Raw genomic sequence first — 26,339 nt, 5'->3', positions numbered from 1 at the left:
CCGTCCAGGCGGCGTTTTCATTTCCTCAAGCCGCGCTTCCGGCTCTCCAAGCGGCTCCTTCCCACCTTGGTCCACAGCTTAGCGTTGCCGAAAAGACGCACTCTGAAAATAGTAGCATTAACGTCAAATTTAACATGAACATTTATTGCTATTAGTCACTTCACTGACTAACACAACCGCGCGTCGCCGGGTCCGGCACAGGGCCAATTTGTGGCGCGCTTCACTTCTGCGGAAAGGCATTTTTCGATGGGCAAGTCTATCGCGCTTTTGTTTGCGTGCGCGGCACTGGTGATACTCGCTGGCTCTTTCGTTGCCCGCGGCAGCATCGCCTCGGTCAAGGGCGAATGCACGCCGACGTATGGCGTCGACCCCTGCACCACAGGCTCCATCGAGCCTTCATCTTCAAACTGATAAAGCATGAAAAAGGCCGGTTTTCACCGGCCTTCGTTTTCCCCAAGATTGCGACTTTAGAGCATCCGCTTCAGCCGATCGTGTAAAGCCCGATCAGGCCGAGAACGCCGATGACGATGCGCCACCAGGCGAAGGGGGCGTAGCCACGACGCGAGACGAAGTCGAGCAGCGCCCGGACCACGAACAGCGCCGATATGAAAGCGGTGACGAAGCCGATAACGATCAGCAGGCCCTGGTCCATGTTGAGGTCATGACGGCTTTTCCACAAATCAAGCGCAAAGGCGCCAGCCATGGTCGGCATGGCAAGGAAGAAGGAAAATTCGGCCGCTGAACGCTTGTCGGCACCGAGAAGCAGGGCGCCGACGATGGTCGAGCCGGAACGCGACGTGCCGGGGATCATTGCCAGACACTGGAAGAAGCCGATCTTGATCGCCATTGGCCAGGAAAATTCGTAGGCACTGGTATATTTGGGCTTGAACGGGATTTTGTCGATGACGAGCAGGACGATGCCGCCGAGAATCAGCGAGATGCAGACAACCTTCGGCGAATCGAACAGCACCGTCTTGATGAAATCATGTGCGATCGCTCCGATGACGGCAGCCGGCAAGAAGCCGAAAAGGACTGCCAATACGAAGTGGCGGGCCTTGACGCTGACCGGCAGCGCCTTTGCGATTTGAACGAGGCGGTTGAAATAGACAAGCAAGATGGCGAGGATTGCGCCGAGCTGGATCAGAACGTCGAAAGTGGCAGCTTCATCAAAACCGAGGAAATGTCCGATCAATATCAAGTGACCCGTGGAGGATACGGGAATGAACTCCGTGAGGCCTTCCACGAGGCCTAAAAAGAGAGCGATAATAATTTGTTCAGCCATATTGTGTCCTTTGTCAGACGGCGGGGGTGGTCCGATTCGCTTGTATTAGCTAGGCCAAACTCCTATAGCTTCAACCGATGACGTATGACAGGGCCGCAAAAAGCTGGACCCGAGACTTCCATAAGCATCAATCGCAAAAGCCTGAGTATCAATGCCGACGCTGTATCATCATTCCATGTCATCTCCCTCACGGTTCGTCCGTCTGATCCTGACCGAATACGGTTATCAGACGGAGCTGATCGAGGAACAGACATGGGAAAAGCGACGTGACTTTTTGGCGCTCAATCCGGCCGGCACCCTGCCAGTCTACGTCGACGACAGCATGCGGGCGCTCTGCGGCGCGACCGTCATTTCCGAATATCTGGACGAGACACATGGCGTCCTCAAGCGAGACCGCCGGCTTCTGGCCGAAGACCCCTTCCAGCGCGCCGAGATCCGCCGGCTGACGGAATGGTTCATGCAGAAGATGGAGCAGGACGTGACGCGGCCTTTGGTGCGCGAACGGGTGTATAAATTGCAAATGACGGCGGATCAGGGCGGCGGTGCCCCTGACTCCAAGGTGATGCGCATGGCCCGGGGCAATATCCGCCAGCACATGAAGTATCTCTCATGGCTCGCAGGCTCCCGCCAATGGCTCGCCGGCGACCGGCTGAGCTATGCGGATCTTGCTGCCGCCGCCTCGATTTCCGTTCTCGATTATCTCGGCGAGATCGACTGGATGGAATCGCCTGTTGCGAAGGAGTGGTATCAACGGCTGAAGTCACGCCCGTCTTTCCGGCCAATCCTGGCGGAACGCGTGCGCGGCATCACGCCTGTATCGCACTATGCCGATCTGGATTTCTGACGAGGGCTCGATATGCCCGAAAACCGTGCAGCAGAAAAAGAAGGCAAACGACGGCACACGCTGACCGCTTTTCTTCGCGACGAAGCGAGGGCGCAGGGTTTCGATCTCTGCCGGATCACACGGCCGGACGCTATTCCCGAAGCAGGGATCAGGCTCGATCAATTCCTTGAGCGAGGCTTCCACGGCACCATGGCGTGGATGGAAGAGACGCGCGAACGCCGGGGCAATCCACATGTGCTCTGGAACGATGTGCGTTCCATCGCCGTCTTCGGTCTCAACTACGGCCCCGAGGAAGACCCGCGCGGCATTCTGGAGAAGCCCGATAAAGGTGCCATTTCCGTTTATGCCCGAAATCGCGACTACCACGACGTCATCAAGGGCCGGCTGAAGGAGATCGCCACTCGCTTTGCCGCGCGGTCGCAGGAAGACGTCAAGGTCTTTGTCGACACGGCACCTGTCATGGAAAAGCCGCTGGCCGCCGCAGCGGGGCTGGGCTGGCAAGGCAAACACACAAATCTCGTCAGTCGCACGCATGGCTCCTGGCTGTTTCTCGGCTCGATGTTTACGACAGCCGATCTTGATCCGGATGAAGCCGAGATCGACCGCTGCGGGTCTTGCCGCGCCTGCCTCGACGCCTGCCCGACGGCCGCTTTCCCGGCGCCGTACCAACTCGATGCTCGCCGCTGCATCTCCTATCTCACCATCGAGCATAAGGGACCCATCGATCCGTGGCTCCGCCCGCTGATCGGCAATCGAATCTATGGCTGCGATGACTGTCTCGCCGCCTGCCCCTGGAACAAATTCGCCAGCGCTGCATCCGAGATGAAGTTGGCCGCCCGCAACGACCTCAAGGAGCCATCGATCAGCTTTCTGCTGACACTTGACGATGCCGCCTTTCGTACTTTCTTCAGCGGCTCGCCGGTCAAGCGCATCGGCCGCGATCGTTTCGTTCGCAATGTGCTGATCGCCGCCGGCAATTCTGGGGAGCGCGGGTTGATCGCGACATGCCGTACTCTGGCGGGCGATCCCTCGCCTGCGGTGCGTGGCATGGCCGTCTGGGCATTGTCGCGGTTGATGACGGCTGGCGAGTTCCGCAGTTTTGCTGCAGAAAGAGGTGACGAGCCGGACGCGGATGTCCGCGCGGAATGGACGATGGCAGGAGTTGCGTGATGCATGTGATGATTTTCGGCTGCGGCTATTCCGGAACGGCCATCGCCAAGGCTTTCGCCGGCCCCGGTATTCGGATCACCGGCACGACCCGTTCGGCAGACAAGACCGATCTCCTCGCCAAGGAGGGCATCGAGGCTTTCGTCTTCGACGGCGAGACGCTCTATCCGGCGCTCAGCGAGGCGATGACATCCGCAACGCATCTCATCCAGTCTATCGCGCCCGGCAAGGTAGGTGATCCACTGCTGCGGCTGGCACATCTGAATATCCGCGCATTCATGCCGAAGCTCGAATGGATTTGCTATCTTTCCACCGTCGGCGTTTACGGCGACCACAGAGGCGCATGGATCAACGAGGAAACACCCTTACATCCGGTCGCCGACCGTTCCGTCGAACGGGTCGAAGCGGAGGACGGCTGGCATCGCGTCGGTATCAGGCTTGGCATCCCGGTTTCCGTACTCAGACTTGCCGGCATCTACGGTCCCGGCCGCAATGCCTTCTGCAATCTGGAAAAGGGCACTGCGCGGCGGCTGATCAAGGCGAACCAGGTGTTCAACCGCATCCGCGTTGAAGATATCGGTGCCTGCGCCAAGTTCCTCTCCGATCGCCGCCTGGGTGGCATATATAATATCACCGACAACGAGCCCGCTCCGCCACAGGACGTCATCGTCGAAGCAGCCCGCTTGATGGGAGTCGAGCCGCCGCCGGAACAGCCCTTCGAAACGGCGGAGCTGACGCCCATGGCGCGTTCGTTCTATGGTGAGAACAAGCGTGTTTCGAACGCAAAACTGCGCGCGCTCGGCTTTCCATTCCGCTATCCGGAATACCGCATGTCCCTCGCCGAACTGTGGTCCTCGGGGCGCTGGCGGGGCTAAGCGAAAGCAAGAACGGCCCTAAGGAATCGCACGAAAATTCCTACTAACCCATTTTGGCTAGTTCAATTTTCTCCATATTTATGGTTAATGGTCTCTGAAATTGCACAAATGCGGCAGCAAATAAGGCGAAGTCGGAAAATTATTTTTTCAAATTTCGTGATCTATTGCGTTGCAATCAGAGTTTGGGAAAATTCGTTCGGTTTTTAGCTGATTTCATTGGGTTTTTTCCACCAAGCCTTAATTTTAGCTATTGGTAATATAATTCGCTTCAAATCACGAATGTTACAGGATGTAACACTCCGTGATAATACCAGGCACCTTTTTGCCATTTTTCGCCCGATTTAAGCCCCCCGCCGCTCACAAGGCGCAAGTTCAATTGTTTGAGGGAAAATCGGTTTGAAGAAAATCAATCGTTCTATTGCAATCATCGCAACTATATCCGCCGCTTTTGCTACCCTTTCCACGGATGCATTTGCAGCAACGGGATGCGGGGGTGCATCATGGTACGGGGGACATTCCAAGACTGCTTCCGGGGAACGTATGAGCTCGGGTACCTTTACTGCCGCCCACCGCTCACTTGCCTTCGGCACGCGTCTGAGGGTAACCAACAAACATAACGGCCGCAGCGTCGTCGTTCGCGTCAACGATCGCGGGCCCTTCATTCGAGGGCGCGTGCTGGATCTCTCTCGAGCTGCAGCACAGGATATCGGCATGGTTGCCTCCGGCACGGCGAACGTTTGTTACGAGGTCGTCGCCTCAAAGTGACCAACAGATTCGTCGGGAACGATCCCGGCGTTTTGGCGTGACGCTTGCTCTCTCCGTCAATCGCGGCTACCACGCGGTTGAGACGTCTCAATAATCTGCCGCCACGTGCTTATTTCGTGCGGATTGATGAGGTGTCAGTGACACTTTGGTGGGCGCATGTGCTTTTTCCGGCAATCCCATGTGATTTCGGAGCCGTGCGCAAGCAGGAGAATAGTGAATGCGTCTGGGCGGCCGGCTGCAGGGTGCGATCGAAGTTCTTGCCGATATCGAAGCGCGCAAGCGACCGGTGGCCGACGCCCTCAAGGATTGGGGACTGGCCCATCGCTTCGCCGGCTCCGGCGATCGCGCCGCAATAGGTAACATCGTCTATGACGCTCTGCGCATGCGACTGTCGCATGCCTGGCTGATGGGCGACGACAGCCCCTCCGCGCTTGCCCATGCCGTGCTCTTTCGCCAATGGGGCCTGAGCCCGGAGGCGCTGGCCGCCGAACTCGACGGCGACAAATTCGCGCCCGAGCCGCCAAGCGCCGAAGCGCTGGCAGCCTTTGCCTCCCGCAGGATCGAGGACGCGCCTCTCCATATCCAGGGCGATATTCCGGAATGGGTCGAGCATTCCTTCCAGCAGGCATTCGGCGACGGCTGGCTGGCCGAGGCGCGGGCATTGGCCGAACGGCCGACGCTCGATCTGCGCGCCAACGTGCTGAAAGCCAGCCGCGACAAGGCGGTGAAGGCGCTGGAACGCGCGGGAGCCCATGCCTCGAAGATTGCCCGTTACGGTATCCGCATCCCCGCCGGCGAAGGGGCATCGCGCCTGCCGAATGTCACCGCCGAACTTTCCTTCCAGAAGGGTTGGTTCGAAATACAGGACGAGGGGTCGCAGATCGTTGCCGATCTCGTTCTGCCCGAAGAGGGCGACCAGGTACTCGACTATTGCGCCGGCGGCGGCGGCAAGACGCTCGCCATGTCGGCGGCGATGCACAACAAGGGCCAAGTCCATGCCTATGATTCCGATCGCCGGCGGTTGGCGCCGATCATTGAGCGGTTGAAGCGCGCTGGCACCCGCAATGTTCAGGTTCACGACGAAAGGAGCGGTCTGCTCCCGCTGCGCGCCAAATTCGACAAGGTACTGGTGGACGCCCCCTGCACCGGCACGGGCACCTGGCGCCGCCGCCCCGATACAAAATGGCGACTGACACAGAAGAACCTCGACGAGCGCACCAGCCAGCAGCAAGAGGCGCTGGCGCAGGCTGGCGAATTCGTCCGCCCCGGTGGCATGCTGCTCTATGTCACCTGCTCGGTCCTGCCGAAAGAAAATGAAATGCAGGTCAACCGCTTCGCGGCCAACAATCCCGACTTCGAAGTGGTCGAGGCGCTGAGTTCCTGGGAGAATTTATTCGGCAGCGACGCGCCGAAGCCGCACTCTTCTGACGGCAAGACCATCACGCTGACGCCGGCTTCGACCGATACCGACGGCTTCTTCTTCTGCCGACTGCAGCGGAAGGGGTAGGAAGGCTCACTCCGCCCGCAGCGGATATTGCTGCTTCGGCGGAATGAGATGATGCAACACGGCGATGGCGATCAGCAGCAGGCCGCCGAAACCGACCACCATAAAGAGTGTTAAAGCCGACAGATGCGAGCCGAGGGCCACCAAGGGCACGGCGCCCGCGGGCGGATGCGTCACCCTCAGCATCAGCATGCCGGCGATGGCGAGGCCGACGGCGATGGCTGCCGCCCACCACAGCCCCGGAAGCAGCGCCATGGCGAGACTGCCGACCAGTGCTGCCAGCAGATAGCCGCCGAGCACATTGGCGGGCTGTGCCAGAGGGCTCTTGGGCTGGCCGAAAATCAGCACAGCCGTTGCGCCGAAGGGTGCTATCAGCAGCGGAATGCCGGTTGCGATCGTCAAAGCGCCGACGGCAACCAGGCCCGTAACGGCACCAGCTCCGGACTTCAGATGTCCGTGCCAATGGCTTTTCGGTTCATGGCGATGAATGAAATGCTTGAAATGGCGACGCATGGAAGTTCTTGAAGACTCAATTGAAATCAATGTGCCCGCTTTTTGGCCTGCATCTGCCGCTTTTTCAAGCAAATCCATTCCATTGCTGACGCCGGACCAGATAATTTCCTGCCTTAAAATCATTCCAAACTAGAGTGTTTGACACCAGTTTGTTTTTAATACATGACACAAATTACCAAGTTTCGGACGGCGCCCGCTGTCACAGGAGAGGATCATGAAACTGAAAGTCAATTTTGGCGCCGCCCTGGCGCTGGCCGTCGCCTCGACCGCCATGTCCACCCTTCCGGCGCTTGCAGCCGTGCCCGAGCCGGCCGCCATCATCAAGCACTACGCCGAAGTGGGCCATGCCAAGTATCAGGATGCGCTGACCACGGCGCAGGCACTGGACAAGGCGATCGACGCATTGCTTGCCGATCCCAGCGACAAGACGCTGAAGGCTGCCCAGGCCGCATGGATCAAGGCGCGTGTTCCCTATGCGCAGACGGAAGTCTATCGCTTCGGCAATCCGATTGTCGACGACTGGGAAGGCAGGGTGAATTCCTGGCCGCTGGACGAAGGCCTGATCGATTACGTGGACGCCTCCTACGGCACTGAGAGCGACGAGAATTCGCTTTATGTCGCGAATGTCATCGCCAACAAGACGATCAAGATCAACGGCAAGGATGTCGACGCTTCGCATCTGACCCCGGAATTCCTCTCCGGCACGCTGCACCAGGCCGGCGGCGTCGACGCCAATGTCGCGACCGGCTACCATGCCATCGAATTCTTGCTCTGGGGCCAGGACCTGCACGGCACCGGCCCGGGCGCCGGCGCACGTCCCGCCACAGATTACGACCTGAAGAACTGCACGCACGGCAATTGCGACCGCCGCGCCGAATATCTGAAATCGGCCTCGACCCTGCTCGTTGCCGACCTCAAGGACATGGCTGACAAGTGGGCGCCGGAAGGCGAAGCCACCAAGCATATCGAAGCCGATCCCAAAGCCGGCCTCGCCGCCATCCTGACCGGCATGGGCTCGCTCTCCTACGGCGAACTCGCCGGCGAGCGCATGAAGCTCGGCCTGCTGCTGCACGATCCGGAAGAAGAGCAGGATTGCTTCTCTGACAATACTTATAACGAGCACAATGGCGACGCCGTCGGCATCGCTGCGGCCTATACCGGCAGCTATACGCGCGCCGACGGCACGAAGATGAAGGGCCCGTCGCTGCACGATCTGGTCAAGGCCAAGGATCCGGCGCTCGACAAGGAAATGGAGGGCAAGCTCGATACCACGCTTGCAGCCATGAAGGCGCTGGTGCATCGCGGCGAGACCGTCGAGAAATACGATCAGATGATCGGCGAGGGCAACAAGGAAGGCAACGCCACCGTCCAGAAGGCAATCGACGGCCTGCTCGACCAGACGAAGAGCATCCAGCGCGTCATCGCGGCCCTTGATCTCGGCACAATCAAGCTTGAGGGCTCGGACAGCCTCGATAATCCTAACGCCGTCTTCAAGAAATAACAAAAGGAGGGCGGCGGCATCCGACGATACCGCCGCCCTGATCCAGATGATCAGCATTCCGGTTAGCCGCGCAATCTTGCCAGCCCTCGCAGGGGGCTTTGTGGTTTTTGCCGTAACGCTGGCGGCAGCCGATGCGCTGAATTTCCCGACCGTCCGCACCGATCTTTCCGCCGACACCCTGAAGAGAGTTCGGGACGTCACTCGTCCCACTGCGGATTTTTCCAAAGCCGAGCCTTACGAGGCAATGCAGGGCGGTGCTGCTACTTCGATCGATCCCATCACTCGCGACATCTTCTCCCAGCCCTCCGCCAATCTGAATCAAGAGCAAGGACAGGATTTTCATCTCGGCAACGCCCTTTTTCGCAAGCTTTGGGTCTCGGCGCCTTCATCCACACAGGCGTCCGATGGGCTCGGCCCGCTGTTCAACGCCCGCTCCTGCCAGAGCTGCCATATCCGCGACGGCCGCGGCCATCCGCCCGAGACTGCCGGAGCGGCAGCGACCTCGATGGTGTTGCGCTTGGCGCGGCCCCCCGTCACGCCGGAAGAGGAGCGGGCGGTCAGGGATTTTCACGCGTTGAATTTTCCGGACTCCACCTATGGCGTACAGTTGCAAGATCTCGCCGTGCCAGGCCTTGCTGCCGAAGGCAAGGTGACGGTCCGCTATAGCGAGGAAGCGGTGCCGCTTGCCGGCGAGACCGTGACGCTGCGCAAGCCGCACTATGGTGTGACCGATCTCGCCTACGGGCCGTTTGAGCAAACGACCACGCTTTCGCCGCGCATCGCGCCGCCAATGATCGGCCTCGGCCTGATCGAGGCCATTCCCGATGCCGATATCCTCGCTCATGCCGATCCCGATGATACGGACGCCGACGGTATTCGCGGCCGCGCCGCGATGGTCCGTGATCATCGCACCGGCCAGCTTGCGCTCGGTCGCTTCGGCTGGAAGGCGCAGAATGCCAGCGTGCGCGATCAGGTCGCCGACGCCTTCCTCAACGATATCGGCATCTCCACGCCCGACCAGCCGAACGCCTATGGCGACTGCACGGTCAAAGAGGCACGTTGCCTCGCCATGCCGACCGGCGTGCAGAAGCGTCTCGGCGACACGGAGGCACCGGGGCCGATCCTCGATCTCGTCACCTTCTATTCCGAGAACCTCGCCGTGCCCGCGCGCCGCAAGGCGAGCTTTCCCGATGTGGTGCACGGCAAGGAAATCTTCTATCAATCCGGCTGCGCTGCCTGTCATACGCCGAAATTCGTCACTCGCGACGATCTCAAGGGCAGCGACGGCAAGGCGACGGCGCAGGCTTTCCAACTTATTTGGCCCTATTCCGATTTCCTGCTGCATGACATGGGCGACGGGCTGTCGGATGGCCAACAGGTCGGTGTGGCATCCGGCCGCGATTGGCGCACGCCGCCGCTCTGGGGTATAGGCCTGACGCAAACGGTGAGCGGCCAGCAAGCCTACCTGCATGACGGCCGCGCCCGCACTCTCACCGAAGCCATCCTCTGGCACGGAGGAGAGGCGGAAAAGGCCCGCAATACATTCGCAAACCTGCCGCAGGGCGACAGGCAAGCCCTCATCAATTTTCTGGAGTCCCTCTGATGCGCCATTGGAAACCTTTCGCGGCCAGCCTTTTCCTCAGCCTCGCGGCATTGCCCGCCAGCGCCCAGGATGCAACGGCCAATGGCGCCGGGCTCAACGAGGCAGCCGTGCCGGCGGTGTTGCAGAAGGCTGTCGACGAGGTCATCCGCCCCGGTTATCGCGCCATGCATGAGAGTGCCTCAAAGCTGACCACGGCGATGAAAGCGCTCTGCGCCGATCCCTCCGCCGCAAGCCTCGCCAACGCGCAGTCCGCCTTCGGTGACACGGTCAAGAGCTGGTCGCGCATCGAGATCGTGCAGACTGGACCGATCATCGAAAAGAACCGCTTCGAACACATCCTGTTCTATCCCGACCGCAAGGGCGTCGGCCTTCGACAGGTGCAGGCGCTGATCGCCAAGGGCGACGAGCAGGACACCACGGTCGAGGCGGTCGCCGGCAAGAGCGTGGCCTCGATGAGCCTGACGGCGCTGGAATATGTGCTTTACGGCAACGGCTCCAGTGTTCTCAGCACCGAAAAGGAGGGATTCCGCTGCCGCTATGGCGCGGCTGTCGCCGGCAATATCGAAAACACGGCCAAGGACATCGCCGACGAATGGGACGATCCGAACGGTGTGCAGAAGTCCTGGAAGAACCCCGGCAAAACCAGCGACGACTTCATGGACAACAAGGAAGCGGTGACAGCGCTGCTCGGCGTTCTCGTGCATGGCGCGGGGAATGTCAGGGATCAGCGACTCGAGACCTTCTACAAGGGCGACGCTGCGGCGGCGCGGCCGAAAATGGCGATCTATTGGCGTTCCGGCGACACCTGGGCCTCGCTGTCCGGCAATATCGAGGGACTGAAAACGCTCTGGGAAAAAGCCGGCATGGCCGACCTTCTGCCGGCCGACAAGCGCAACTTTGCCGACAAGATCGACGGCCTGCTGAAGGAACTGACGCTGACTGCGCCGACGATCAATCCCGATATCGAAGCGGCGCTCGGCAATGATGCCGAGCGCGCCAAGATCGACAGACTGCTGAATGTCAGCCGCGACCTCACCACCGCATTCAGTGATAATTACGGCGGCGCGATCGGCCTTTCCGCCGGCTTCTCCTTCGCTGACGGAGATTGATGGCATGCGGAGCGGGCTGATCGATCGCAGGGCCTTCGTCAAGGCGGCGGGACTGACCTTTCTGGCCGCCTTGAAGCCGGGTGCGCTGATGGCGCTGGAGCGGGCCGATGCGGTCTACGCCTCCGGCATCCGCACACCTGACGGCTCCTTTGCGGTGGCGACCGTCACAGAGCGCGGAGAGATCCTCGATCAGATGGCACTGCCCGCCCGCGCCCACGGCATGGCCTTTTCGAAAGCGACCGACAAGACCGTCGCCTTCGCCCGCCGCCCCGGCACCTATGCGATGATCTTCGATCCCTGGAACAAGGCAGAGCCGATCGTCGTCACCTCGCGCGAGGGCCGGCATTTCTACGGCCATGGCACGTTTTCACCGGACGGAAAGCTGCTTTACGCCAGCGAGAACGACTTCGACAACAACAGGGGCATGATCGGCATCTACGACGCCCGCAATCACTTTGTGCGCATCGGCGAATACGAAACCTATGGCACCGGCCCGCATGACATGACCGTTTCCGACGACGGGAAGCTGCTGATCGTCGCCAATGGTGGCATCGAAACCCATCCGGATTTCGGCCGCACCAAGCTCAATCTCGACCATATGGAACCATCCCTGACCCTGATTGACGCGGCAAGTGGCAGGCTAGTCGAAAAGCACGCCTTGCCGCCGCAATACGCCCAAGTCTCCACGCGCCATGTCGATATCGATTCCCAAGGCCGTATCTGGTTCGCCTGCCAATATGAAGGTCATCGCAACGACCTGCCGCCGCTCGTCGGCCATTTCTCCAGGGGCGAGGACTTGACCTTCGTCCCCCTGCCCGACGATACCACGCGTGCCCTCGGAAATTACGTCGGCGCCATCGCCGTCAACCGCACCGACAACCTTGTCGGCGTGACATCACCGGTCGAAGGCACGTCGGTGACGCTGGATGCAAAGACCGGGGCCGTGCTGAAGGTCGAAAGCGTGCCGGATGCGGCGGGCATCGCGCCGGCGCGGCATGGCTTTGCCGTTTCCTCCTATGACGGCGATTTCCTCAGCGAGCACAGCGATGTCGCCTGGGATCAGCACATCGTTCGCGTCGCCCGCGGCTGATCCGGACGCGGGCTAAGCGAGCTTGTTGGCTTCAATGAAGCGCCGCAACGCCGTCGCGGCATTCAGCATATGCGCCCGCATGCGGCGCGACGCCATTTCCCCGTCACCCTCTGCGATTGCCTGCATGATGGCTTCATGCTCCGCCCGGGATCGATCCAGCCGCTGCTCCTGCTGTAATTGCGTGCGGCGGAAGGCCATCAGACGATTGCGTATCGCGATCGCCTGTTCGGCGAGAAAGCTGTTGTGGGTCGCGTGATAGATCGCCTCGTGGAACGCGCGATTGAACGCGTCATAGCCGTCGAAATCGCCCCTTTTCACGATAGCTTCGGATGCATCGTGCAACTCGATCAGGCGGCTACGCTCCACGGGCGTCATGCGATAGGTGGCGAGCCTCACACACATCGCTTCGATTTCGGCTGCCGTCTCGAACATGTCCATGATGCGCTCGGGCGTCATACGGGCGACGACGACCCCGCGCCGCGCCCGCACTTCGACCAGACCGTTCGCCGCCAGTTGCCTTAATGCCTCGCGAACCGGGGTTCGCGAGGCGCCGAAGCGATCGGCGAGCTGCTGCTCGTCCAGTGCGGCGCCCGCCTCCAGCTTACCGGTCGCGATCTCGTTCTCCAGCGCGTTGCGGATACGATCGAACAACAATTCGCGATCTTCAGCCGCGTCATCCAATTCACCTGTCATTCCTAGGCCTCCGATATCCATTCCGGCTTGTATGCAAAGATACCTCTTCGCATCATCTTTGCATACATATTTCCCATCACGGAACTGTTACGCATCCAGTTATTGACTAAAAGCGCCATTAAGAATACAAGAATATTCAACAAGCCTACTTTTGCATACAAAAAGCAGTTTCGATACCCAGCCGGAATGCAAGACGGAGCGCATTCGATCGGTGTATTGGGCAAATGCCGCTCCCAGAAATACCGAACCTTGAAGAAGCTCACCGCTCCGACATCCGGCGCGGACAGCCTCCTGCTGCCCATTTATCTCTCAACTCCATAAGGATCACGATGATGATGATGACCAGACGGAATTTCTCGACCGCGCTTATTGCCGGCGCCGCCGCCTCCCTGATTTCCACGCGCAGCATGGCCGCCAGCGAGCCGGCCTCCGGCGCGGCTGCCTCGGCGCCATTAAAAGCTCGCAACGTCGTCCTTGCACATGGGCTCTTCGCAGACGGCTCCTGCTGGACGGAGGTGATCGCACGGCTGCAGGCCAAGGGGCTGAAGTGCACGGCCGTGCAGAATCCGTTGACAACGCTTCCCGAAGCGGTCGCGTCGGCGCAGCGCGTTCTCGATCGCCAGGACGGCCCGACAGTCCTCGTCGGCCATTCCTTCTCCGGCATGATCGTGACGGAAGCCGGTGTGCATCCGAAGGTTTCTTCGCTGGTCTATGTCGCAGCCCGCGCACCGGATGCCGGCGAAGATTATACGGCGCTCGCTCAGACATATCCGACGCCTCCAGCATCGGCAGGCATCGTCTTCGACGGCGATGAAGGGCGCTTGACTGAAGAAGCTTTCCTACGGGATTTCGCCGGCGACCTGCCAAAGGCCAAGGCAGAGGTGCTTTATGCCGTGCAGGAACCCTTTCAAAAGGCATTGCTGAGCGGCAAGACCACCCAGGCCGCCTGGCGCAGCAAGCCGAGCTGGTATGCGGTCTCCACCGAAGACAGGACGATCAATCCGGACCTGGAACGCTTCATGGCCAAGCGCATGGGCGCCAAGACCATCGAGGTGAAGGCCAGCCATCTCTCATTGATCTCGCATCCCGATACGATCGCCCGTCTGATCCTGGAAGCCGCAGGGCATTGACCGGTTTTCCGGCCTAGCCCTTCCTGGCAAATTCTGCTTGTTCCGTGGTGATCGCAGCCGCTGCCGCCTTGGCGGAGTTCCTCAGCCAGTCGACCTCCCGCTTGCCGAGGTCCGCCAGAATTTCAGGAATGCGCAACGCGTCGTCGGCGTGGCAATTGGCGATCTCGAAGCCCATCAGATCGAGCATCGCCGGCGACAGCAGGATTTGCGCATCGCCCTCGACTTCGATCTTGCGGCTGTTCGGCGACAGACGGCGAACCAACAGGTTGCCGGTCAACTGGTAATGCGGATCGGGAGAGCGGGCACGGCCTGAGGCAATGACGACCGTGTGGATCGTCGTATCGGACGGATTGTGCCTCAGTGACCATGCGGACCGGAGGAGCGCCTTGACCTCGCGGATGACCGGCCCGCCACGCCACTCGACGTCGGTGACGAAGCGCGGCCGGCCCAAACTGCCGGTGCCGGCCGTTCGCGGCTTGGCGACGAAGTCAAGCCCCTGATCCGGCAGCGACCGCCGCAATGCGTCAAGATAGTGTGTGGGCACAGATTTGGCGGGGAGCGGCAGATCGCGGTACTTGTCCCAGAAGGCTTTGCGTTCGCCATTCGAGAGGAGCACGTCGTTGCGCAGCCATTTGTAATCACGCTCCAGAATGACCGGCGCGGGCGCTTTCAACCCGCGGCGATAGCCGGTGAGGATCGCCTCGGCGATGGCGCGCGGCGGCAGGGCGGCGGCGCCTCGCGCCAGTATCGCACTCGTCGCCAAGCGCACAAGGTCAAGCGCATAAGGCATGACGGCCGCATCGTCGAAATCGTTGGCGCCCCAGATCAACCGCCCCTCCTCGTCGCGCCAGGTTCCGAAATTCTCCAGATGCGTGTCGCCGATCGCCAGCACTTGCGGAGCACTCGCAAGATCGGGGCAGATGTCGAAAATCGTCTCGGCCCAGCGCCAATAGGTGGCCCGCAGGAAGACGAAGCCGCCGCTCTTCATCTTCTTGTACTTCTTGTCGAGATCGCTCTCCACAATATCGGCGCCGAGTTGCGCCCGCATCCAGATTTCATAGGCCTTGGTCGATTGCACAATCGCCGTCATCGATGCTACTCCGCGTACATGCACTGGTTTCGAATAGCATGAGCCCGTCATTGGGGAAATTCGATATCAGTTGTAAGAACAGCACCTCATTTCGCCGCTAATCCGGGCTTTGTAAACACCATGACGTCACAGCACTCCGACCCAACCCATCCCGTGCGCATGCAACTGGACGCCTATAACGCGCGGGATATCGATACCTTCATGCAATGGTGGTCGGATGATTGCGAGTATTATCAATTCCCCTCCACCTTGCTCGCAAAGGGTGTTTCGGAAATCCGGGAGCGCCATATCACACGCTTCCGCGAACCGGATCTCTTCGGTGAGCTGATCTCGAGAATGGCGGTTGGAAACATGGTCGTCGATCAGGAAGTGGTGACTCGCAACTTTCCCGAGGGGCGCGGTGAAGTGGATGTGATCTGCATCTATGAGATCGAGAATGGCAAGATTGCCAAAGCCTGGTTCAAGATGGGGTTACCGCGGCTGAATTCGCCTGCGGAAAAATAGCCATCGAACGCGGCTGCGGCGATGCCGATTTCCACTGGATCGCCCTTGTCCAAATAGCCTCTCCATGCCAATTTCGCACCCGCGAAAGGGAACAGGATGACAGTGGAAAACAGCGGCGACTTTCGGGCGCGTATTCGAACGAGTTTCGGGCGTCAGGCGGCGATGGCGACGATCGGCGCGGAGCTCACGCGCGTTGAGCATGGCATGGTCGAGATCGAGATGCCGTTCGACGTGAAGCTGACGCAGCAGCATGGTATCCTGCATGCCGGTATCATCGCGGCGGCGCTGGATTCGGCCTGCGGTTTTGCCGCCTATAGCGTCATCGATCCTTCGGCTTCGATCCTCACCATCGAATTCAAGGTCAATCTGATGTCGCCAGGACGGGGGGAGCGCTTTCTCTTTCGCGGTGAAATCACCAAACCCGGCACCACCATCATCGTCGCCGATGGACGGGCCTATGCCATCAGCGACGGACCTGCCAAGCTGATTGCCTCCATGACTGGGACGATGATGGTCATCAGAGGCCGAGAGGGAATTACCGGATGAAATTCGAACTGAAACGTGTGTCGGGAAAATCGATCCTGTTCGCCATGGCGGCGGAGGCGGAATACGGGCCCTTCTTGCGCTCCCGCATCGATCCGCTGATGACCGGCGTCGGCCCGGTCGAGGCGGCCATCGCCATGACGCGAGCGCTCGGTCAGCTCGAAGCGCAGAACGATCTGCCCGATATGGTGGTTTCGCTGGGGTCGGCCGGATCCTCCAAGCTGGAACAGACGGAGGTCTATCAGGTCACCTCGGTTTCCTATCGCGACATGGACGCCTCGCCGCTCGGCTTCGAAAAGGGCCGCACGCCCTTCCTCGACCTGCCCGCCACGATCGAACTGCCGCTGCGCATCCCCGGCATCGAGGAAGCCAGCCTTTCGACCGGCGGCAATGTCATCTCCGGCCCGGATGCCTATGGCCGGATCGCCGCCGAGATGGTGGACATGGAAACATTTTCCGTGCTGCGCGTCTGCCAGATCTACGACAGACCGCTGATTGGCTTACGCGGCATTTCGGACGGCGCAGTCGAGCTGCAGCATATTTCCGGATGGACGGAGTATCTGCACGTCATCGACCGCAAGCTCTCCTATGCCGTCGACGGGCTGTTTACGGCGCTGGAAGACGGCGTATTCTGGTTCTAACGGACAGGAAACCGCGAGAATTGAGGACAATCGGGACAATAAAATCGGCTCTGGCCCGATTTGCCCGATTGCCAGGGAAAGCGCTTTTCTTTAAAGGCTCGCCATGACCCAGACAGCACATCCCGATACCGTTCTCATCGTCGATTTTGGCAGCCAAGTGACGCAGCTCATCGCACGGCGCGTGCGCGAAGCGGGCGTCTACTGCGAGATCGCCCCCTTCCAATCCGCCGAAGCCGCTTTCAAGCGGCTGCAGCCGAGGGCGGTGATCCTGTCCGGCAGCCCGGCCTCGACCGTGGATGAAGGCTCGCCCAGAGCGCCGCAGATCATCTTCGACAGCGGCCTGCCGGTCTTCGGCATCTGCTACGGCCAGCAGACCATGTGCATGCAGCTCGGCGGCAAGGTGGAGAGCGGCCATCACCGCGAATTCGGCCGCGCCTTTCTCGACGTCAACACCGATTGCGCCTTGTTCGAAGGTCTCTGGTCTTCCGGCTCCCGCCATCAGGTTTGGATGAGCCATGGCGATCGGGTCACGGCGCTGCCGGAAGGCTTCGAGGTCGTCGCCACCTCTTCGAATGCGCCCTTTGCCTTCATTGCCGACGAGAAGCGCAAATATTACGGCGTGCAGTTCCATCCGGAAGTCGTGCATACGCCCGACGGCGCCAAGCTGATCAGCAACTTCATCCACAATATTGCGGGCCTCAAGGGCGACTGGTCGATGTCGGCCTATCGCGCCAAGGCGGTGCAGGCGATCCGCGAACAGGTCGGCGACAAGCGTGTTATCTGCGCACTGTCGGGCGGCGTCGATTCCTCCGTCGCGGCACTCCTGATCCGCGAGGCGGTCGGCGACCAGCTCACCTGCATCCTTGTCGACCACGGCCTGATGCGCAAGGACGAGGCCGCAAACGTCGTCGCGATGTTCCGCGAGCACTACAATTTGCACCTCTTGCACGTCGATGCCTCCGACCGTTTCATCGGCGAGCTGGAGGGCGTGAGCGACCCGGAGACCAAGCGTAAGATCATCGGCCGCCTCTTCATCGAGACCTTCGAAGAGGAAGCCAAGAAGCTTGGCGGCGCCGATTTCCTCGGCCAGGGCACGCTGTATCCCGATGTCATCGAGAGCGTTTCCTTCACCGGCGGCCCTTCGGTCACCATCAAGTCGCACCACAATGTCGGCGGCCTGCCGGAGCGCATGAAGATGCAGCTCGTGGAGCCGCTGCGCGAGCTCTTCAAGGACGAAGTGCGCGCGCTCGGCAAGGAGCTCGGCCTGCCCGACAGCTTCATCGGCCGCCACCCCTTCCCCGGCCCTGGCCTTGCAATCCGCTGCCCCGGCGGCATCACCCGCGAGAAGCTGGAGATCCTGCGCGAGGCTGATGCCATCTATCTCGACGAAATCCGCAAGGCCGGCCTCTACGACGCCATCTGGCAGGCTTTCGCCGTGCTGCTGCCGGTCCAGACCGTCGGCGTCATGGGCGACGGCCGCACCTACGAATTCGTCTGCGCACTGCGCGCCGTCACCTCCGTCGACGGCATGACCGCCGATTTCTACCACTACGACATGGAATTCCTCGGCCGCGCCGCGACCAGGATCATCAACGAAGTCCGCGGCATCAACCGCGTGGTCTACGACGTCACGTCGAAGCCGCCTGGTACGATCGAGTGGGAGTGAGGGGTGTGGGATACCGTAGAGGGCTCTGGAGGAGAATAGCCTAGAAAAAATAGGGGGCTATCCTGAAGCTCCTCCATTGAGGAGATGAAACGCGTATGTCTCCGCACACCACGCTTGTCGTCAAACAGCGACGCGAAGAACTCGACGGCGTAACGAAGTTTCTTGGCGTCCTTGCGAACTTGATGGCGGTGCTCATCGTCGACCTCCGCCAGGGCGTGACCATGCTTCGTCAAGGACTTCGAGGCCACTATCGCTACCACCACGACTTTCCTCCGTGCCGACTCCGTCATCCTCCTCCCAAGACGACCGACTCGGTCATGAGTTTTAAGTCGGACTCCGAGCTGTCTCCAATGACCCACGGGCAGGCATAATAGTCTTCGATGCGGTCGATAACACCGTCGGCAACATGGACACGAACCGGCCACGCGACCTGCCACTTGACGCCTCGCTGGAAGAGCACGAGCAGGACAGGCTCCCCGTCGATCGTCCCGAACTCCATGGTCCACGTTTCTGGATTTCGCTCGTATTCGAAGAAATAGGGAGAGCTTCTGAGCAGGCCGTCAAAGCAGTCGGCGACCCGCAACCGAGCATCGGCGCTGGTAAGGCCCCGCACGCCATCCCAGTCATGGCGGTTGAAGAGGTCAACATAGCGCTGCAAGAGTCGCGCGGTGTCGGGATCAAGCGGAGGACGGCTCGGTTCGCCGATAGGTCCAGCGGGCAAGTCGGCGAGCTTCGCCCGTCCACGGGAGAGCGCGGATTTAACGCCGCCAACCGTCGAGTCCACGAGTTCTGCGGTCTCTTCCAGAGAATAGTCGAATACATCCTTTAGGAGGACGCAGGCGCGCTCCTTGGGCGGCAGGCTGCCAACCAGCCGTTCGATGGCGCGACGTGCATCGGTCGTCGCCGGCTCCGCAGTGACGACGCCGATGTCGTCCGAATAGGCGCTCTCCGCGTGCTCGCGCGCTTCGCGGCGCCTCAGAAAATCTATGCAGCGATTGTGAGCGATGCGAAATAGCCAGGGTTTCAGCCTGCGGGCGTCATCGAGGGTCTCGATCTTCGTGTAGGCCTCGAATAGCACCTCCTGCATGAGATCCTCACCGTCGAGCCGTGAGCCGGTCATGCGGGCGCAGTAGCGATGCAGTTGGGCTCGGACGTCTGACACCGTCTGGAGGAAGGCTCGATACCGCGCGTCGAATAGGCCGGTCGGTCGCTCAGTCATGTTCTTCACCTGCCACATCTTGCATCATTAAGGACATGGGTGCCCGTCATGCGACTACCTGACTTTCACCGCGGGTTGACGCGGTTCCGGTCAGGCCGAGCTTCGGCCGGACCCACTGTGCAAACCGCTCGATCGCCTCATCGGCTTCAGGCGCACGACCAGCCATCATCTGGAACGAATGCAGCATCCCCGGAAACACGTCTAGGCGCACCTCGACGCCGGCGGCCTTCGCGCGGTCGGCGAGCACCCGGCTGTCGTCGAGCAGCGTTTCGTCTCCGCCCACTTGCAGATTGATCGGCGGCAGGCCCGTGAGATCGGCGAAGATCGGGCTCGCGAATGGATTTCGGGCATCGGCCTCTCCGAGAACCAGCGATGCCAGCATATCTACCGACGCCTTCTGGAAGAAGGCATCCTTCGCGCGGTTAGTTTCGTAGGAGGCCCCACTCGCCGACAGATCATGCCAGCCGGAAATACTGAGGAGCGCAGCTGGCAGCGGACGTCCCGCATCGCGGAGTTTGATCGCCGCCGCAACAATCAGGCCCGCGCCAGCAGAATCGCCTGCGCCAATTGTATGATCCGTCGCGATGCCCTGCTCAACCAGCCACTCGAACGCGTTCACGACCTGCTCGATCTGGCGAGGGAACTTGCTCTGAACCGCGTAGTCGTAAGTGGCGAGCAGAGCGTAACAGCCAATCGCCTTGGCAAGGTGTCCGACCATCTTGCGATGGGTCCAGATCGATCCGCCAACATAGCCACCGCCGTGCAGGTAAAGCATGACCCGATCTTTGGCCGCCAGTTTTGGCTGAACCCACAGCGCGGTCTTGTCGCCGAGGTTCGTCTCGACGTAATCGACGCCGCCCGGTTCTGTCGTCAAAACAGACCACTCGGAGGCGTCCTGCGGTGATTCCCGACCGCTGCGCCAAGCCTCCGCGAGCGTTTCGTAGTGTATCTTGTTTGCCAAGCTCTGCTTACTATTCATTGTCACGCTCCAATTCGTCAGGAGGGCGATGTTGCCCGTCAACAGCTAAGACGAACGATCGTGCCGAAAAGATACGTCGCCTATACTTCCGCCGGAACTGCCGCATTCTTACCTTTAAGTGCCAAACAACAGCTCAAGTAAGTTGGAGGGTTTGATGCGATTCCATGTTGACCTCACCCGTCATTGTCTCTCGTGATCAAGATGAATGCGAGGCCTCCGACAAGACCGGTGACGATGCCGATCGGCATGTCCTCGGAGGCCATGATTAGGCGTGCAATGACATCGGCCCAGATGAGCGCCAGGACACCGATCACAGCGCTGAGCTGACGGTACTTTTAGGCGCGTTCGCACTTTGAATGTCAGGCTTGGAATGACGTGCCGAGAGCCGATAGTAGTCGATAGATGGCTTGCGGAGGCTGGCCGAAATTCTTCAGCGAAATCACGACTGTAGATTTTTGACGGGTTCTGAGTCGGTAGTATTTGGATAGAAAAATATTATTTTCAACGAATTCAAATGCTTGATATGACTCTGAACAATCGAGTGGGAGTGAGGGGACACGCTCCGGAAGTGATGCTCCGAAGCATCCAGGTCTGATACTATTTCGCGGTCATGTCGCGGAGGCCATTGGCCGCCGTCTTCTGGAACAGGGCATTCACCTCTACCGGTGAGAGGTCTGTCTCCGCTGCCACCCACCAGGCCAGCACGGCGAGAAATGCGCCGGAAATGAATTGGACGGCGAATTCGACAGGCACCTCGGTTTCGCCGATCCGTTTGGCGATGAGTTCGCTCCGAACGGCTCGCCGGATTCGCTCGCGCAGCTCGTCGTGAATCGTGTCGTCACCACTCGCAAGCAGGACATGATGAAGAGACCGGAAAGCGATCGCATGCTCGAACATCGGCAGACTGAACGCGAAGAAGTGGCTCTTGTCCGCATGTACTGACGGGCTTCGATCGCGAGGAAAGCGCAGGTGCGCGTCAATGGTGGCGCTCCGCAATTCATCCTTGCCGGCATAGTGGGTGTAGAAGGTCGATCTGCCGATATTTGCCTTCTCGCAGATATCCTCGACCGTGATCGCCGCATATCCGCGCTCCGGGATCAGCGCGATCAGCGCATTCTGCAAGAGCGCCCGCGTCCGCATCACGCGACGGTCTATCGTGCTCATCTTGTCCGCTCGTTCGATTTTCATGGCCATAGCAGCCCAAAGTGCGCAGTTCCGGACACTCACCCATCCGATGTCTAGCAACATCGTTTCCAGACATCATGTCCAGTATGATACGCCAAGTCCAGAAGCTCGATGCTCGGGTACGCCCGGATCAACGAAGAGGTCGCCAATCATGCTCGGATTTAGTCGTCACGGCGTCATGGAGCCGCCATCCCGCAAAAGCACCGTTGCATTCGTGCTGCTCGCCAAGTTGTTCCTGATTGTCGGTGTCCTAATCCTGGTGCAACTCGGCGCTGGCTATCAAGGGGTTGGAATCGGGGTGGCCGTGTTCCACGGGATCGTTCTGGTGGCGATCGTGGCGTTCCTTTTCAAAGACCAGGCTCGTCACAGAAGCCTTGTTCGCGGCGGCATGCAGCGCGTGGGCGATCAGGCCGGCGGCATCGTTCTGCATGGGGCGGCGGGCTACGATTTGCTCGCCCGCGTTCTGACCTTCGGCCGCGAGAGCCGGTTCCGCGGGCTCATGCTTCGTCTCGCAGCGCTCGATCCGGGAGAGACTGTGCTCGATGTTGCTTGCGGGACCGGGACGCTTGCCATTGCCGCGAAGCGCCGGGTTGGCGCGAAGGGAAGTGTCACGGGCATCGACGCATCGGCCGAGATGATCGAGCGGGCACAGCGCAAGGCCGACAGGGCGGGCCTCGAGGTCACTTTCGTCAACGGAACCGCTCAGCAGCTTCCGTTCGGCGACGGGCAATTCGACATCGTGATGGGCACACTCATGTTGCACCACCTGCCCAAGCCCGTACGAGCCGCCTTCGCCTGCGAGGCGCGACGGGTGCTGAAACCCGGCGGCCGGCTCTTGCTGATCGACTTCGGAAAGCCGCTGCAATCCCGCTGGCCGCAGGCCCATCGGCACGGACATGTCGATATGCAAGCAGTTGGCAAGGTGTTGACGGAGAGCGGTTTCGAGATCAGCGACACCGGCGCGGTCGGAACAAAGAACCTGAACTTCATCCGTGCCAAACCGGAAAGGGCGCAGCCGCTGGTCTTGTCGGATGAAAAAGATGGTTGCGCGTGACGGTATTTTCCCGGCGGCGCAGATCGGGACCGATCGGGTGACCGGCGCACCTGAGACGTAGAGAATGCTTCCGACGCGGCCACTTTTCGCCGCGTCGCCTCCGCGCCGTCACCTCAGTCGACGGCATGATGGCCGATTTCTATCACGACGACATGGAATTCCTCGGCCGCGCCGCGACCAGGATCATCAACGAAGTCCGCGGCATCAACCGCGTGGTCTACGACGTCACGTCGAAGCCGCCCGGCACGATCGAGTGAGAGTGACGGGGGATACAAACGGCGGCAATAGCGGAGGTTCGGCGGTGGTTTTCGCCGTTGCTTAGTTGCCTCTCTCGTCTGTCTTTCACGCCCATTGGGCTTGCCTACTCCGTTTCTGTCTCGCAGAACCGATCTGCGCGCACTCTCAGGATGATGTAAAGCCGCTTCGATGGGTGGGAGTGCTCTGGCGTCGAATAGCGTGCAAAAAGGCGTGTCTGCTTTGCGCCCTCAATTCGGTCACCCGTCGACGGACATTGCGCTCAAAAGCCATCATCAACAGGATGCCATGCAGGCTTATCGGAAATCGCTTTAGGTAACGCAGAAAGACGACAACGGTTTGTATCAGCGGCGCCGCTGTCGTTACGGCCGCGGGCTGCATTCGGGTGGCCCACTAAGCCGCCAGGAGGCCTATTTCTTCCTCTTCTCCGCCGCCCCGACGAACGGTTTCTCGGCGGCCTGAGCCATCCACGAAAGCACCTGGTCTTCGTCGAGCTCGTCCATGGCGGTCAGCTCGACGCCGCGGGTGGCCTTGCCCATTCCGATCGGTGTCACCGGGGGTTCTGGTTGCAGTTCGTTACCTCGGATGAACATCAGCTTCAGGTGACCGACGAAGGCGCCGGAAGTGAAGCACCACCCATCGGGAACGCCATAGTAAGCCATTCCCCATTTCACCGCGCGTTTGAGGTCCGGCAGTGCCTTGGCGGCCAAGGCATCGACATATTTGGCGATGCTCTTCTGCGGTTCGGGAAGGCTCTCGATATAGGCAAATACCGGCTTGTCGCCTTCGGCCGCTTTCGCGGGACTCGCCTTGCCGGTCATCGCTACCAGAAGCTCGGCACTTTTTGCCCGCGGCGTTCTCGTGTCCTTTTTGACTGTCATGGCCCCAACGATCTAATTCGTGATGCGGCATCCGCAGTTCGGCTTGCCTCGACATAGGTGGCAGCCTAAGCGAGAGTTTACATTGTTGTCTAGTTGGCCTGTCGCCACAGGCAATTCGCCGTAGCGCTCGGACAGATATGATGGAGCTCGTTGGATAGAGAGGGCTGAAAGCCAAACAGATTTGCCCTTGGTCCTCGGTGCTTTTCGCCAGCAGGCTTGCCCCGCAGCGGTATGGTGTCAGGCAGGCAATGACGGTAGATTGCACGAGCAATCTGTTTGCCGAAGCGCACACGAACGATGAGATTTTTTTTCGTGTGCCGATAGTCTCCGAAACCTCGAAAAAATTTTCTGCCGAATTTCTCCAATGAAATCAGCACTTCAAAGTTCTAACGGGACGCCAAGCGGTGTTACGTGATACGTCTGGAAAATGTATGAGCAAAATTAGGTGCTTAGACGTCGTCCGCACAATCGAGTGGGAGTGAAGGGGCGTAGCATGGAGTAGTCGCGGGCGGCATAGGACGTCCGGGGATCCTAGCCATCGATAGCAGTCGATAGATACTGGCGCCCCGCCGCTCCGTCGTGCGTTTTCCCGCTCTTCGAACACTGTCCATACGCCTGCGTTACTGCTCTTTCTTGACCAAATCCTGGAAGATGAGCTGGCCCCAAGTGCGGCCGCGTGCGTGCACCAGCGCGCCACCCTCGTTGAGCCTTCCCAGATTGACGGGTGCGAATCCGAGTTGTTTGGCCAAGGTCGCCACAGGAGCGATCGCGTCCTCGTCGTCGCTCGCCAGAAAGACGACCCGGTGGCCGCCTTCGACGATCGGATCGGCGGCCAAGGTGGCCGCAATCAGGTGATTGAAACCTTTCACGAACTTGGCGCCGGTGAACGCCTTCGCGACGAAGGCGGAGGACAGGAGACCGTCCAGCTCCTCAACGGGAACCAACGCGTTCATCGCGTCGATGACCGTCTTGCCTTTCCAGCTCGGCAGGGCCTTCGCAACCCCGCGATGCTCCCCGAACGGGACCGCCAAGATGATTGTATCGGCCTCGAGTGCATCCCGCAGCGACTTGGCGACGACCGTGGGTCCAATCGCCCGAGCCTGCGGCGCCAACGCCTCGGGAGGCCGGCGGCCCGCGACGGCCACCTTGATGTTCCTGCGGGCGAAGGCCCAGGCGAGGGCCTGGCCTACCGCACCGAATCCTACAATCGCATAGCTCATGATACTTCTCCAATCCGTGTGGGTATTAATTCCCCGGCCTTCAACGGCGCTGGGTTACCCGTTTCGATGCATGGTGACCTTCGCGAGATCTTTGGGCCGCCACCCCAAGCGATACGCGTCATCGCTTCGAATTCCTGAATTGACGGGTAGACGTCCTGCCGCGAACGACTTCCGCGCGGCCGGACGGTCAGCCACTTCCCGCAATTAGGCGCGATTTCAGATGGCCGAGAAGCCGCCATCGACTGACAACTCAACCCCATTCACGAAGCTGGAATCGTCAGAAGCAAGAAATACCGCGGCCGCCGCAATTTCCTCAGGACGACCCATCTTTCCCCGCGGGATCAGGGATTCAAACATCCGCTTCGCCTCCTCGGTGAGAACTTGGTCCTGCATCGGTGTGGCGATCGGCCCCGGGCTCAGCACGTTCACCCGGATATTCCTGCCCTTCAGTTCGTTGAGCCAAGTGCGTGCGAATGACCGCAACGCCGCCTTGCTCGCCGAATAGACGCCGTAACCGGGAAAACCTTTCACCGAAGCAACGGACCCAGTCATGAAGATCGATCCGCCATCGTTGAACAGCGGCAACGCCTTCTGAACCGTAAACAGCGTGCCGCGCGTATTCAGGTTGAAGGCCGCATCGAAGTGCTGCTCGGTAATCTCGCCTAGTGGGACGGCTTCGCCCATGCCGGCGCTCGCGTACAGGACGTCGATCTTGCCCTTTTCCTGCTTGACTGCGTCGAACAGGCGGTCGAGGTCGTCGAGATTGGCCGCGTCGCCGCGCACGCCGGTCACGTTCCGGCCAATCAGCTTGACGGCCTCGTCCAGCGCCTCCTGTCTCCGGCCCGTGATGAAAACATAGGCGCCTTCTTCAACGAACCGCTTGGCGCTCGCCAGCGCCATTCCGCTCGATCCACCCGTGATGACCGCAACCTTACCTTCAAGCTTTCCCATGACTTCTCCTTCCAGGCTCCGCCTTTGGTCGTTCGGGGACGCCCCCGAGAACCTCAAGATAGGTCCGCCGGAGTC

At 60.3% G+C, this 26,339-nt stretch carries 27 protein-coding genes and 1 pseudogene; 16 read left to right on the top strand and 12 right to left on the bottom strand.

Going from position 1 to position 26,339, the window contains the following annotated elements; translation table 11 throughout:
* Window positions 1–481: 481 nt before the first annotated feature.
* A complete protein-coding gene (locus CCGE525_RS02440) occupies window positions 482–1,282 on the bottom strand; it encodes an undecaprenyl-diphosphate phosphatase (RefSeq protein ID WP_120702887.1) in 801 nt (266 codons plus the stop codon).
* A 151-nt stretch (window positions 1,283–1,433) separates the two neighbouring features.
* On the opposite strand from CCGE525_RS02440, the gene CCGE525_RS02435 reads away from it, so the two are divergent.
* The 5 genes from CCGE525_RS02435 to CCGE525_RS02415 all read left to right on the top strand — a co-directional run bounded on the left by CCGE525_RS02435 (window position 1,434) and on the right by CCGE525_RS02415 (window position 6,440).
* Window positions 1,434–2,126, top strand: a complete 693-nt coding sequence (locus CCGE525_RS02435) for a glutathione S-transferase family protein (RefSeq protein ID WP_120702886.1) — start codon at window positions 1,434–1,436, stop codon at window positions 2,124–2,126.
* 12 nt (window positions 2,127–2,138) lie between these two features.
* Window positions 2,139–3,296 (top strand): tRNA epoxyqueuosine(34) reductase QueG, encoded by a 1,158-nt coding sequence (gene queG, locus CCGE525_RS02430; protein WP_120702885.1) that lies wholly within the window; start codon window positions 2,139–2,141, stop codon window positions 3,294–3,296.
* The gene (locus CCGE525_RS02425; protein WP_120702884.1) at window positions 3,296–4,168 is read left to right on the top strand and encodes an SDR family oxidoreductase; all 873 of its coding nucleotides are present in this window, start codon (window positions 3,296–3,298) and stop codon (window positions 4,166–4,168) included. The genes queG and CCGE525_RS02425 overlap by 1 nt, the downstream gene beginning before the upstream one ends.
* Before the next feature lie 396 nt (window positions 4,169–4,564).
* Complete coding sequence (locus tag CCGE525_RS02420) at window positions 4,565–4,933, top strand: septal ring lytic transglycosylase RlpA family protein (RefSeq protein ID WP_120702883.1); 369 nt, start codon at window positions 4,565–4,567, stop codon at window positions 4,931–4,933.
* Window positions 4,934–5,150: 217 nt separating this feature from the next.
* Window positions 5,151–6,440 (top strand): RsmB/NOP family class I SAM-dependent RNA methyltransferase, encoded by a 1,290-nt coding sequence (locus tag CCGE525_RS02415; RefSeq protein WP_120702882.1) that lies wholly within the window; start codon window positions 5,151–5,153, stop codon window positions 6,438–6,440.
* A 6-nt stretch (window positions 6,441–6,446) separates the two neighbouring features.
* Here the strand turns inward: CCGE525_RS02415 and CCGE525_RS02410 are convergent, their stop codons facing one another.
* Window positions 6,447–6,950, bottom strand: coding sequence for an HPP family protein (locus CCGE525_RS02410; RefSeq protein ID WP_120706214.1), 504 nt, complete (start codon window positions 6,948–6,950; stop codon window positions 6,447–6,449).
* Between the two features lie 214 nt (window positions 6,951–7,164).
* Between CCGE525_RS02410 and CCGE525_RS02405 the strand changes: the two genes are divergently transcribed.
* From CCGE525_RS02405 to CCGE525_RS02390, 4 genes are read left to right on the top strand one after another with little or no spacing between them, the layout of a single operon-like run.
* Window positions 7,165–8,451: an imelysin family protein gene (locus CCGE525_RS02405; protein WP_120702881.1), complete on the top strand. Its 1,287-nt coding sequence runs from the start codon at window positions 7,165–7,167 to the stop codon at window positions 8,449–8,451.
* A 46-nt stretch (window positions 8,452–8,497) separates the two neighbouring features.
* Window positions 8,498–10,054: a di-heme oxidoreductase family protein gene (locus CCGE525_RS02400; RefSeq protein ID WP_205587420.1), complete on the top strand. Its 1,557-nt coding sequence runs from the start codon at window positions 8,498–8,500 to the stop codon at window positions 10,052–10,054.
* Window positions 10,054–11,163, top strand: a complete 1,110-nt coding sequence (locus CCGE525_RS02395; protein ID WP_120702880.1) for an imelysin family protein — start codon at window positions 10,054–10,056, stop codon at window positions 11,161–11,163. The genes CCGE525_RS02400 and CCGE525_RS02395 overlap by 1 nt, the downstream gene beginning before the upstream one ends.
* A gap of 4 nt (window positions 11,164–11,167) precedes the next feature.
* Window positions 11,168–12,253: a DUF1513 domain-containing protein gene (locus tag CCGE525_RS02390; RefSeq protein WP_120702879.1), complete on the top strand. Its 1,086-nt coding sequence runs from the start codon at window positions 11,168–11,170 to the stop codon at window positions 12,251–12,253.
* A 12-nt stretch (window positions 12,254–12,265) separates the two neighbouring features.
* On the opposite strand, the gene CCGE525_RS02385 is transcribed toward CCGE525_RS02390, so the two are convergent.
* Window positions 12,266–12,946: a GntR family transcriptional regulator gene (locus tag CCGE525_RS02385; RefSeq protein ID WP_120702878.1), complete on the bottom strand. Its 681-nt coding sequence runs from the start codon at window positions 12,944–12,946 to the stop codon at window positions 12,266–12,268.
* 332 nt (window positions 12,947–13,278) lie between these two features.
* Here CCGE525_RS02385 and CCGE525_RS02375 point away from each other — a divergent pair, with 332 nt between their 5' ends.
* On the top strand, window positions 13,279–14,076 hold the full coding sequence (locus CCGE525_RS02375; protein ID WP_120702876.1) for an alpha/beta hydrolase: 798 nt from the start codon (window positions 13,279–13,281) through the stop codon (window positions 14,074–14,076).
* A gap of 13 nt (window positions 14,077–14,089) precedes the next feature.
* Here CCGE525_RS02375 and CCGE525_RS02370 read toward each other — a convergent pair whose 3' ends face one another.
* Window positions 14,090–15,166 (bottom strand): DUF2252 family protein, encoded by a 1,077-nt coding sequence (locus tag CCGE525_RS02370; RefSeq protein WP_120702875.1) that lies wholly within the window; start codon window positions 15,164–15,166, stop codon window positions 14,090–14,092.
* A gap of 120 nt (window positions 15,167–15,286) precedes the next feature.
* Here CCGE525_RS02370 and CCGE525_RS02365 point away from each other — a divergent pair, with 120 nt between their 5' ends.
* The 4 genes from CCGE525_RS02365 (at window position 15,287) to guaA (ending at window position 18,520) form a co-directional block, all read left to right on the top strand.
* Window positions 15,287–15,670 (top strand): nuclear transport factor 2 family protein, encoded by a 384-nt coding sequence (locus CCGE525_RS02365; RefSeq protein WP_120702874.1) that lies wholly within the window; start codon window positions 15,287–15,289, stop codon window positions 15,668–15,670.
* A 96-nt stretch (window positions 15,671–15,766) separates the two neighbouring features.
* Entirely contained in the window at window positions 15,767–16,216 is a 450-nt protein-coding gene (locus tag CCGE525_RS02360) for a PaaI family thioesterase (RefSeq protein ID WP_120702873.1), read from the top strand.
* Window positions 16,213–16,854 (top strand): 5'-methylthioadenosine/S-adenosylhomocysteine nucleosidase, encoded by a 642-nt coding sequence (locus CCGE525_RS02355; protein WP_120702872.1) that lies wholly within the window; start codon window positions 16,213–16,215, stop codon window positions 16,852–16,854. Before CCGE525_RS02360 ends, CCGE525_RS02355 begins: the two co-directional genes overlap by 4 nt.
* 103 nt (window positions 16,855–16,957) lie before the next feature.
* On the top strand, window positions 16,958–18,520 hold the full coding sequence (gene guaA / locus CCGE525_RS02350) for a glutamine-hydrolyzing GMP synthase (protein ID WP_120702871.1): 1,563 nt from the start codon (window positions 16,958–16,960) through the stop codon (window positions 18,518–18,520).
* Here the strand turns inward: guaA and CCGE525_RS02345 are convergent.
* The 5 genes from CCGE525_RS02345 to CCGE525_RS02325 form a co-directional block, all read right to left on the bottom strand.
* A complete protein-coding gene (locus CCGE525_RS02345; protein ID WP_245472077.1) occupies window positions 18,475–18,810 on the bottom strand; it encodes a CHAD domain-containing protein in 336 nt (111 codons plus the stop codon). The two genes, guaA and CCGE525_RS02345, sit on opposite strands and share 46 nt — an antisense overlap.
* A complete protein-coding gene (locus tag CCGE525_RS02340; RefSeq protein WP_120706212.1) occupies window positions 18,807–19,739 on the bottom strand; it encodes an RNA polymerase sigma factor in 933 nt (310 codons plus the stop codon). Before CCGE525_RS02340 ends, CCGE525_RS02345 begins: the two co-directional genes overlap by 4 nt.
* Window positions 19,740–19,785: 46 nt before the next feature.
* Window positions 19,786–20,718 (bottom strand): alpha/beta hydrolase, encoded by a 933-nt coding sequence (locus CCGE525_RS02335; RefSeq protein WP_120702870.1) that lies wholly within the window; start codon window positions 20,716–20,718, stop codon window positions 19,786–19,788.
* 173 nt (window positions 20,719–20,891) lie between these two features.
* Window positions 20,892–20,981 carry a hypothetical protein gene (locus CCGE525_RS39675; protein WP_342637436.1) on the bottom strand — a complete coding sequence of 30 codons (90 nt, stop codon included), beginning with the start codon at window positions 20,979–20,981 and terminating at the stop codon, window positions 20,892–20,894.
* 334 nt (window positions 20,982–21,315) lie between these two features.
* Complete coding sequence (locus CCGE525_RS02325) at window positions 21,316–21,882, bottom strand: TetR/AcrR family transcriptional regulator (protein ID WP_162950112.1); 567 nt, start codon at window positions 21,880–21,882, stop codon at window positions 21,316–21,318.
* 172 nt (window positions 21,883–22,054) lie between these two features.
* Between CCGE525_RS02325 and CCGE525_RS02320 the strand changes: the two genes are divergently transcribed.
* Complete coding sequence (locus CCGE525_RS02320; RefSeq protein WP_162950111.1) at window positions 22,055–22,957, top strand: class I SAM-dependent methyltransferase; 903 nt, start codon at window positions 22,055–22,057, stop codon at window positions 22,955–22,957.
* A gap of 98 nt (window positions 22,958–23,055) precedes the next feature.
* A pseudogene (locus tag CCGE525_RS02315) lies at window positions 23,056–23,214 on the top strand (GMP synthase (glutamine-hydrolyzing)); the annotation flags it as partial.
* Window positions 23,215–23,622: 408 nt separating this feature from the next.
* Here the strand turns inward: CCGE525_RS02315 and CCGE525_RS02310 are convergent.
* The 3 genes from CCGE525_RS02310 to CCGE525_RS02300 form a co-directional block, all read right to left on the bottom strand.
* Window positions 23,623–24,093, bottom strand: coding sequence for a DUF1801 domain-containing protein (locus CCGE525_RS02310; RefSeq protein ID WP_120702867.1), 471 nt, complete (start codon window positions 24,091–24,093; stop codon window positions 23,623–23,625).
* A 620-nt stretch (window positions 24,094–24,713) separates the two neighbouring features.
* The gene (locus CCGE525_RS02305; protein ID WP_120702866.1) at window positions 24,714–25,313 is read right to left on the bottom strand and encodes an NADPH-dependent F420 reductase; all 600 of its coding nucleotides are present in this window, start codon (window positions 25,311–25,313) and stop codon (window positions 24,714–24,716) included.
* A gap of 216 nt (window positions 25,314–25,529) precedes the next feature.
* A complete protein-coding gene (locus CCGE525_RS02300; RefSeq protein WP_120702865.1) occupies window positions 25,530–26,264 on the bottom strand; it encodes an SDR family NAD(P)-dependent oxidoreductase in 735 nt (244 codons plus the stop codon).
* Between the last annotated feature and the right edge of the window lie 75 nt (window positions 26,265–26,339).

Source organism: Rhizobium jaguaris, from assembly GCF_003627755.1.
GTDB lineage: Bacteria > Pseudomonadota > Alphaproteobacteria > Rhizobiales > Rhizobiaceae > Rhizobium > Rhizobium jaguaris.
Note: the sequence above shows the minus strand (reverse complement) of the source record. Positions and strands in the feature narration are given on the sequence as shown.

Bases quoted from the DNA above. Each gene is read 5' to 3' on its own strand.
- CCGE525_RS02440 (WP_120702887.1), bottom strand. From the start codon at position 1,282: ATGGCTGAACAAATTATTATCGCTCTCTTTTTAGGCCTCGTGGAAGGC.
- CCGE525_RS02435 (WP_120702886.1), top strand. From the start codon at position 1,434: ATGCCGACGCTGTATCATCATTCCATGTCATCTCCCTCACGGTTCGTC.
- queG (WP_120702885.1), top strand. From the start codon at position 2,139: ATGCCCGAAAACCGTGCAGCAGAAAAAGAAGGCAAACGACGGCACACG.
- CCGE525_RS02425 (WP_120702884.1), top strand. From the start codon at position 3,296: ATGCATGTGATGATTTTCGGCTGCGGCTATTCCGGAACGGCCATCGCC.
- CCGE525_RS02415 (WP_120702882.1), top strand. From the start codon at position 5,151: ATGCGTCTGGGCGGCCGGCTGCAGGGTGCGATCGAAGTTCTTGCCGAT.
- CCGE525_RS02410 (WP_120706214.1), bottom strand. From the start codon at position 6,950: ATGCGTCGCCATTTCAAGCATTTCATTCATCGCCATGAACCGAAAAGC.
- CCGE525_RS02405 (WP_120702881.1), top strand. From the start codon at position 7,165: ATGAAACTGAAAGTCAATTTTGGCGCCGCCCTGGCGCTGGCCGTCGCC.
- CCGE525_RS02400 (WP_205587420.1), top strand. From the start codon at position 8,498: ATGATCAGCATTCCGGTTAGCCGCGCAATCTTGCCAGCCCTCGCAGGG.
- CCGE525_RS02395 (WP_120702880.1), top strand. From the start codon at position 10,054: ATGCGCCATTGGAAACCTTTCGCGGCCAGCCTTTTCCTCAGCCTCGCG.
- CCGE525_RS02390 (WP_120702879.1), top strand. From the start codon at position 11,168: ATGCGGAGCGGGCTGATCGATCGCAGGGCCTTCGTCAAGGCGGCGGGA.
- CCGE525_RS02385 (WP_120702878.1), bottom strand. From the start codon at position 12,946: ATGACAGGTGAATTGGATGACGCGGCTGAAGATCGCGAATTGTTGTTC.
- CCGE525_RS02375 (WP_120702876.1), top strand. From the start codon at position 13,279: ATGATGATGACCAGACGGAATTTCTCGACCGCGCTTATTGCCGGCGCC.
- CCGE525_RS02370 (WP_120702875.1), bottom strand. From the start codon at position 15,166: ATGACGGCGATTGTGCAATCGACCAAGGCCTATGAAATCTGGATGCGG.
- CCGE525_RS02365 (WP_120702874.1), top strand. From the start codon at position 15,287: ATGACGTCACAGCACTCCGACCCAACCCATCCCGTGCGCATGCAACTG.
- CCGE525_RS02360 (WP_120702873.1), top strand. From the start codon at position 15,767: ATGACAGTGGAAAACAGCGGCGACTTTCGGGCGCGTATTCGAACGAGT.
- CCGE525_RS02355 (WP_120702872.1), top strand. From the start codon at position 16,213: ATGAAATTCGAACTGAAACGTGTGTCGGGAAAATCGATCCTGTTCGCC.
- guaA (WP_120702871.1), top strand. From the start codon at position 16,958: ATGACCCAGACAGCACATCCCGATACCGTTCTCATCGTCGATTTTGGC.
- CCGE525_RS02345 (WP_245472077.1), bottom strand. From the start codon at position 18,810: ATGACGGAGTCGGCACGGAGGAAAGTCGTGGTGGTAGCGATAGTGGCC.
- CCGE525_RS02340 (WP_120706212.1), bottom strand. From the start codon at position 19,739: ATGACTGAGCGACCGACCGGCCTATTCGACGCGCGGTATCGAGCCTTC.
- CCGE525_RS02335 (WP_120702870.1), bottom strand. From the start codon at position 20,718: ATGAATAGTAAGCAGAGCTTGGCAAACAAGATACACTACGAAACGCTC.
- CCGE525_RS39675 (WP_342637436.1), bottom strand. From the start codon at position 20,981: ATGGCCTCCGAGGACATGCCGATCGGCATCGTCACCGGTCTTGTCGGA.
- CCGE525_RS02325 (WP_162950112.1), bottom strand. From the start codon at position 21,882: ATGAGCACGATAGACCGTCGCGTGATGCGGACGCGGGCGCTCTTGCAG.
- CCGE525_RS02320 (WP_162950111.1), top strand. From the start codon at position 22,055: ATGCTCGGATTTAGTCGTCACGGCGTCATGGAGCCGCCATCCCGCAAA.
- CCGE525_RS02310 (WP_120702867.1), bottom strand. From the start codon at position 24,093: ATGACAGTCAAAAAGGACACGAGAACGCCGCGGGCAAAAAGTGCCGAG.
- CCGE525_RS02305 (WP_120702866.1), bottom strand. From the start codon at position 25,313: ATGAGCTATGCGATTGTAGGATTCGGTGCGGTAGGCCAGGCCCTCGCC.
- CCGE525_RS02300 (WP_120702865.1), bottom strand. From the start codon at position 26,264: ATGGGAAAGCTTGAAGGTAAGGTTGCGGTCATCACGGGTGGATCGAGC.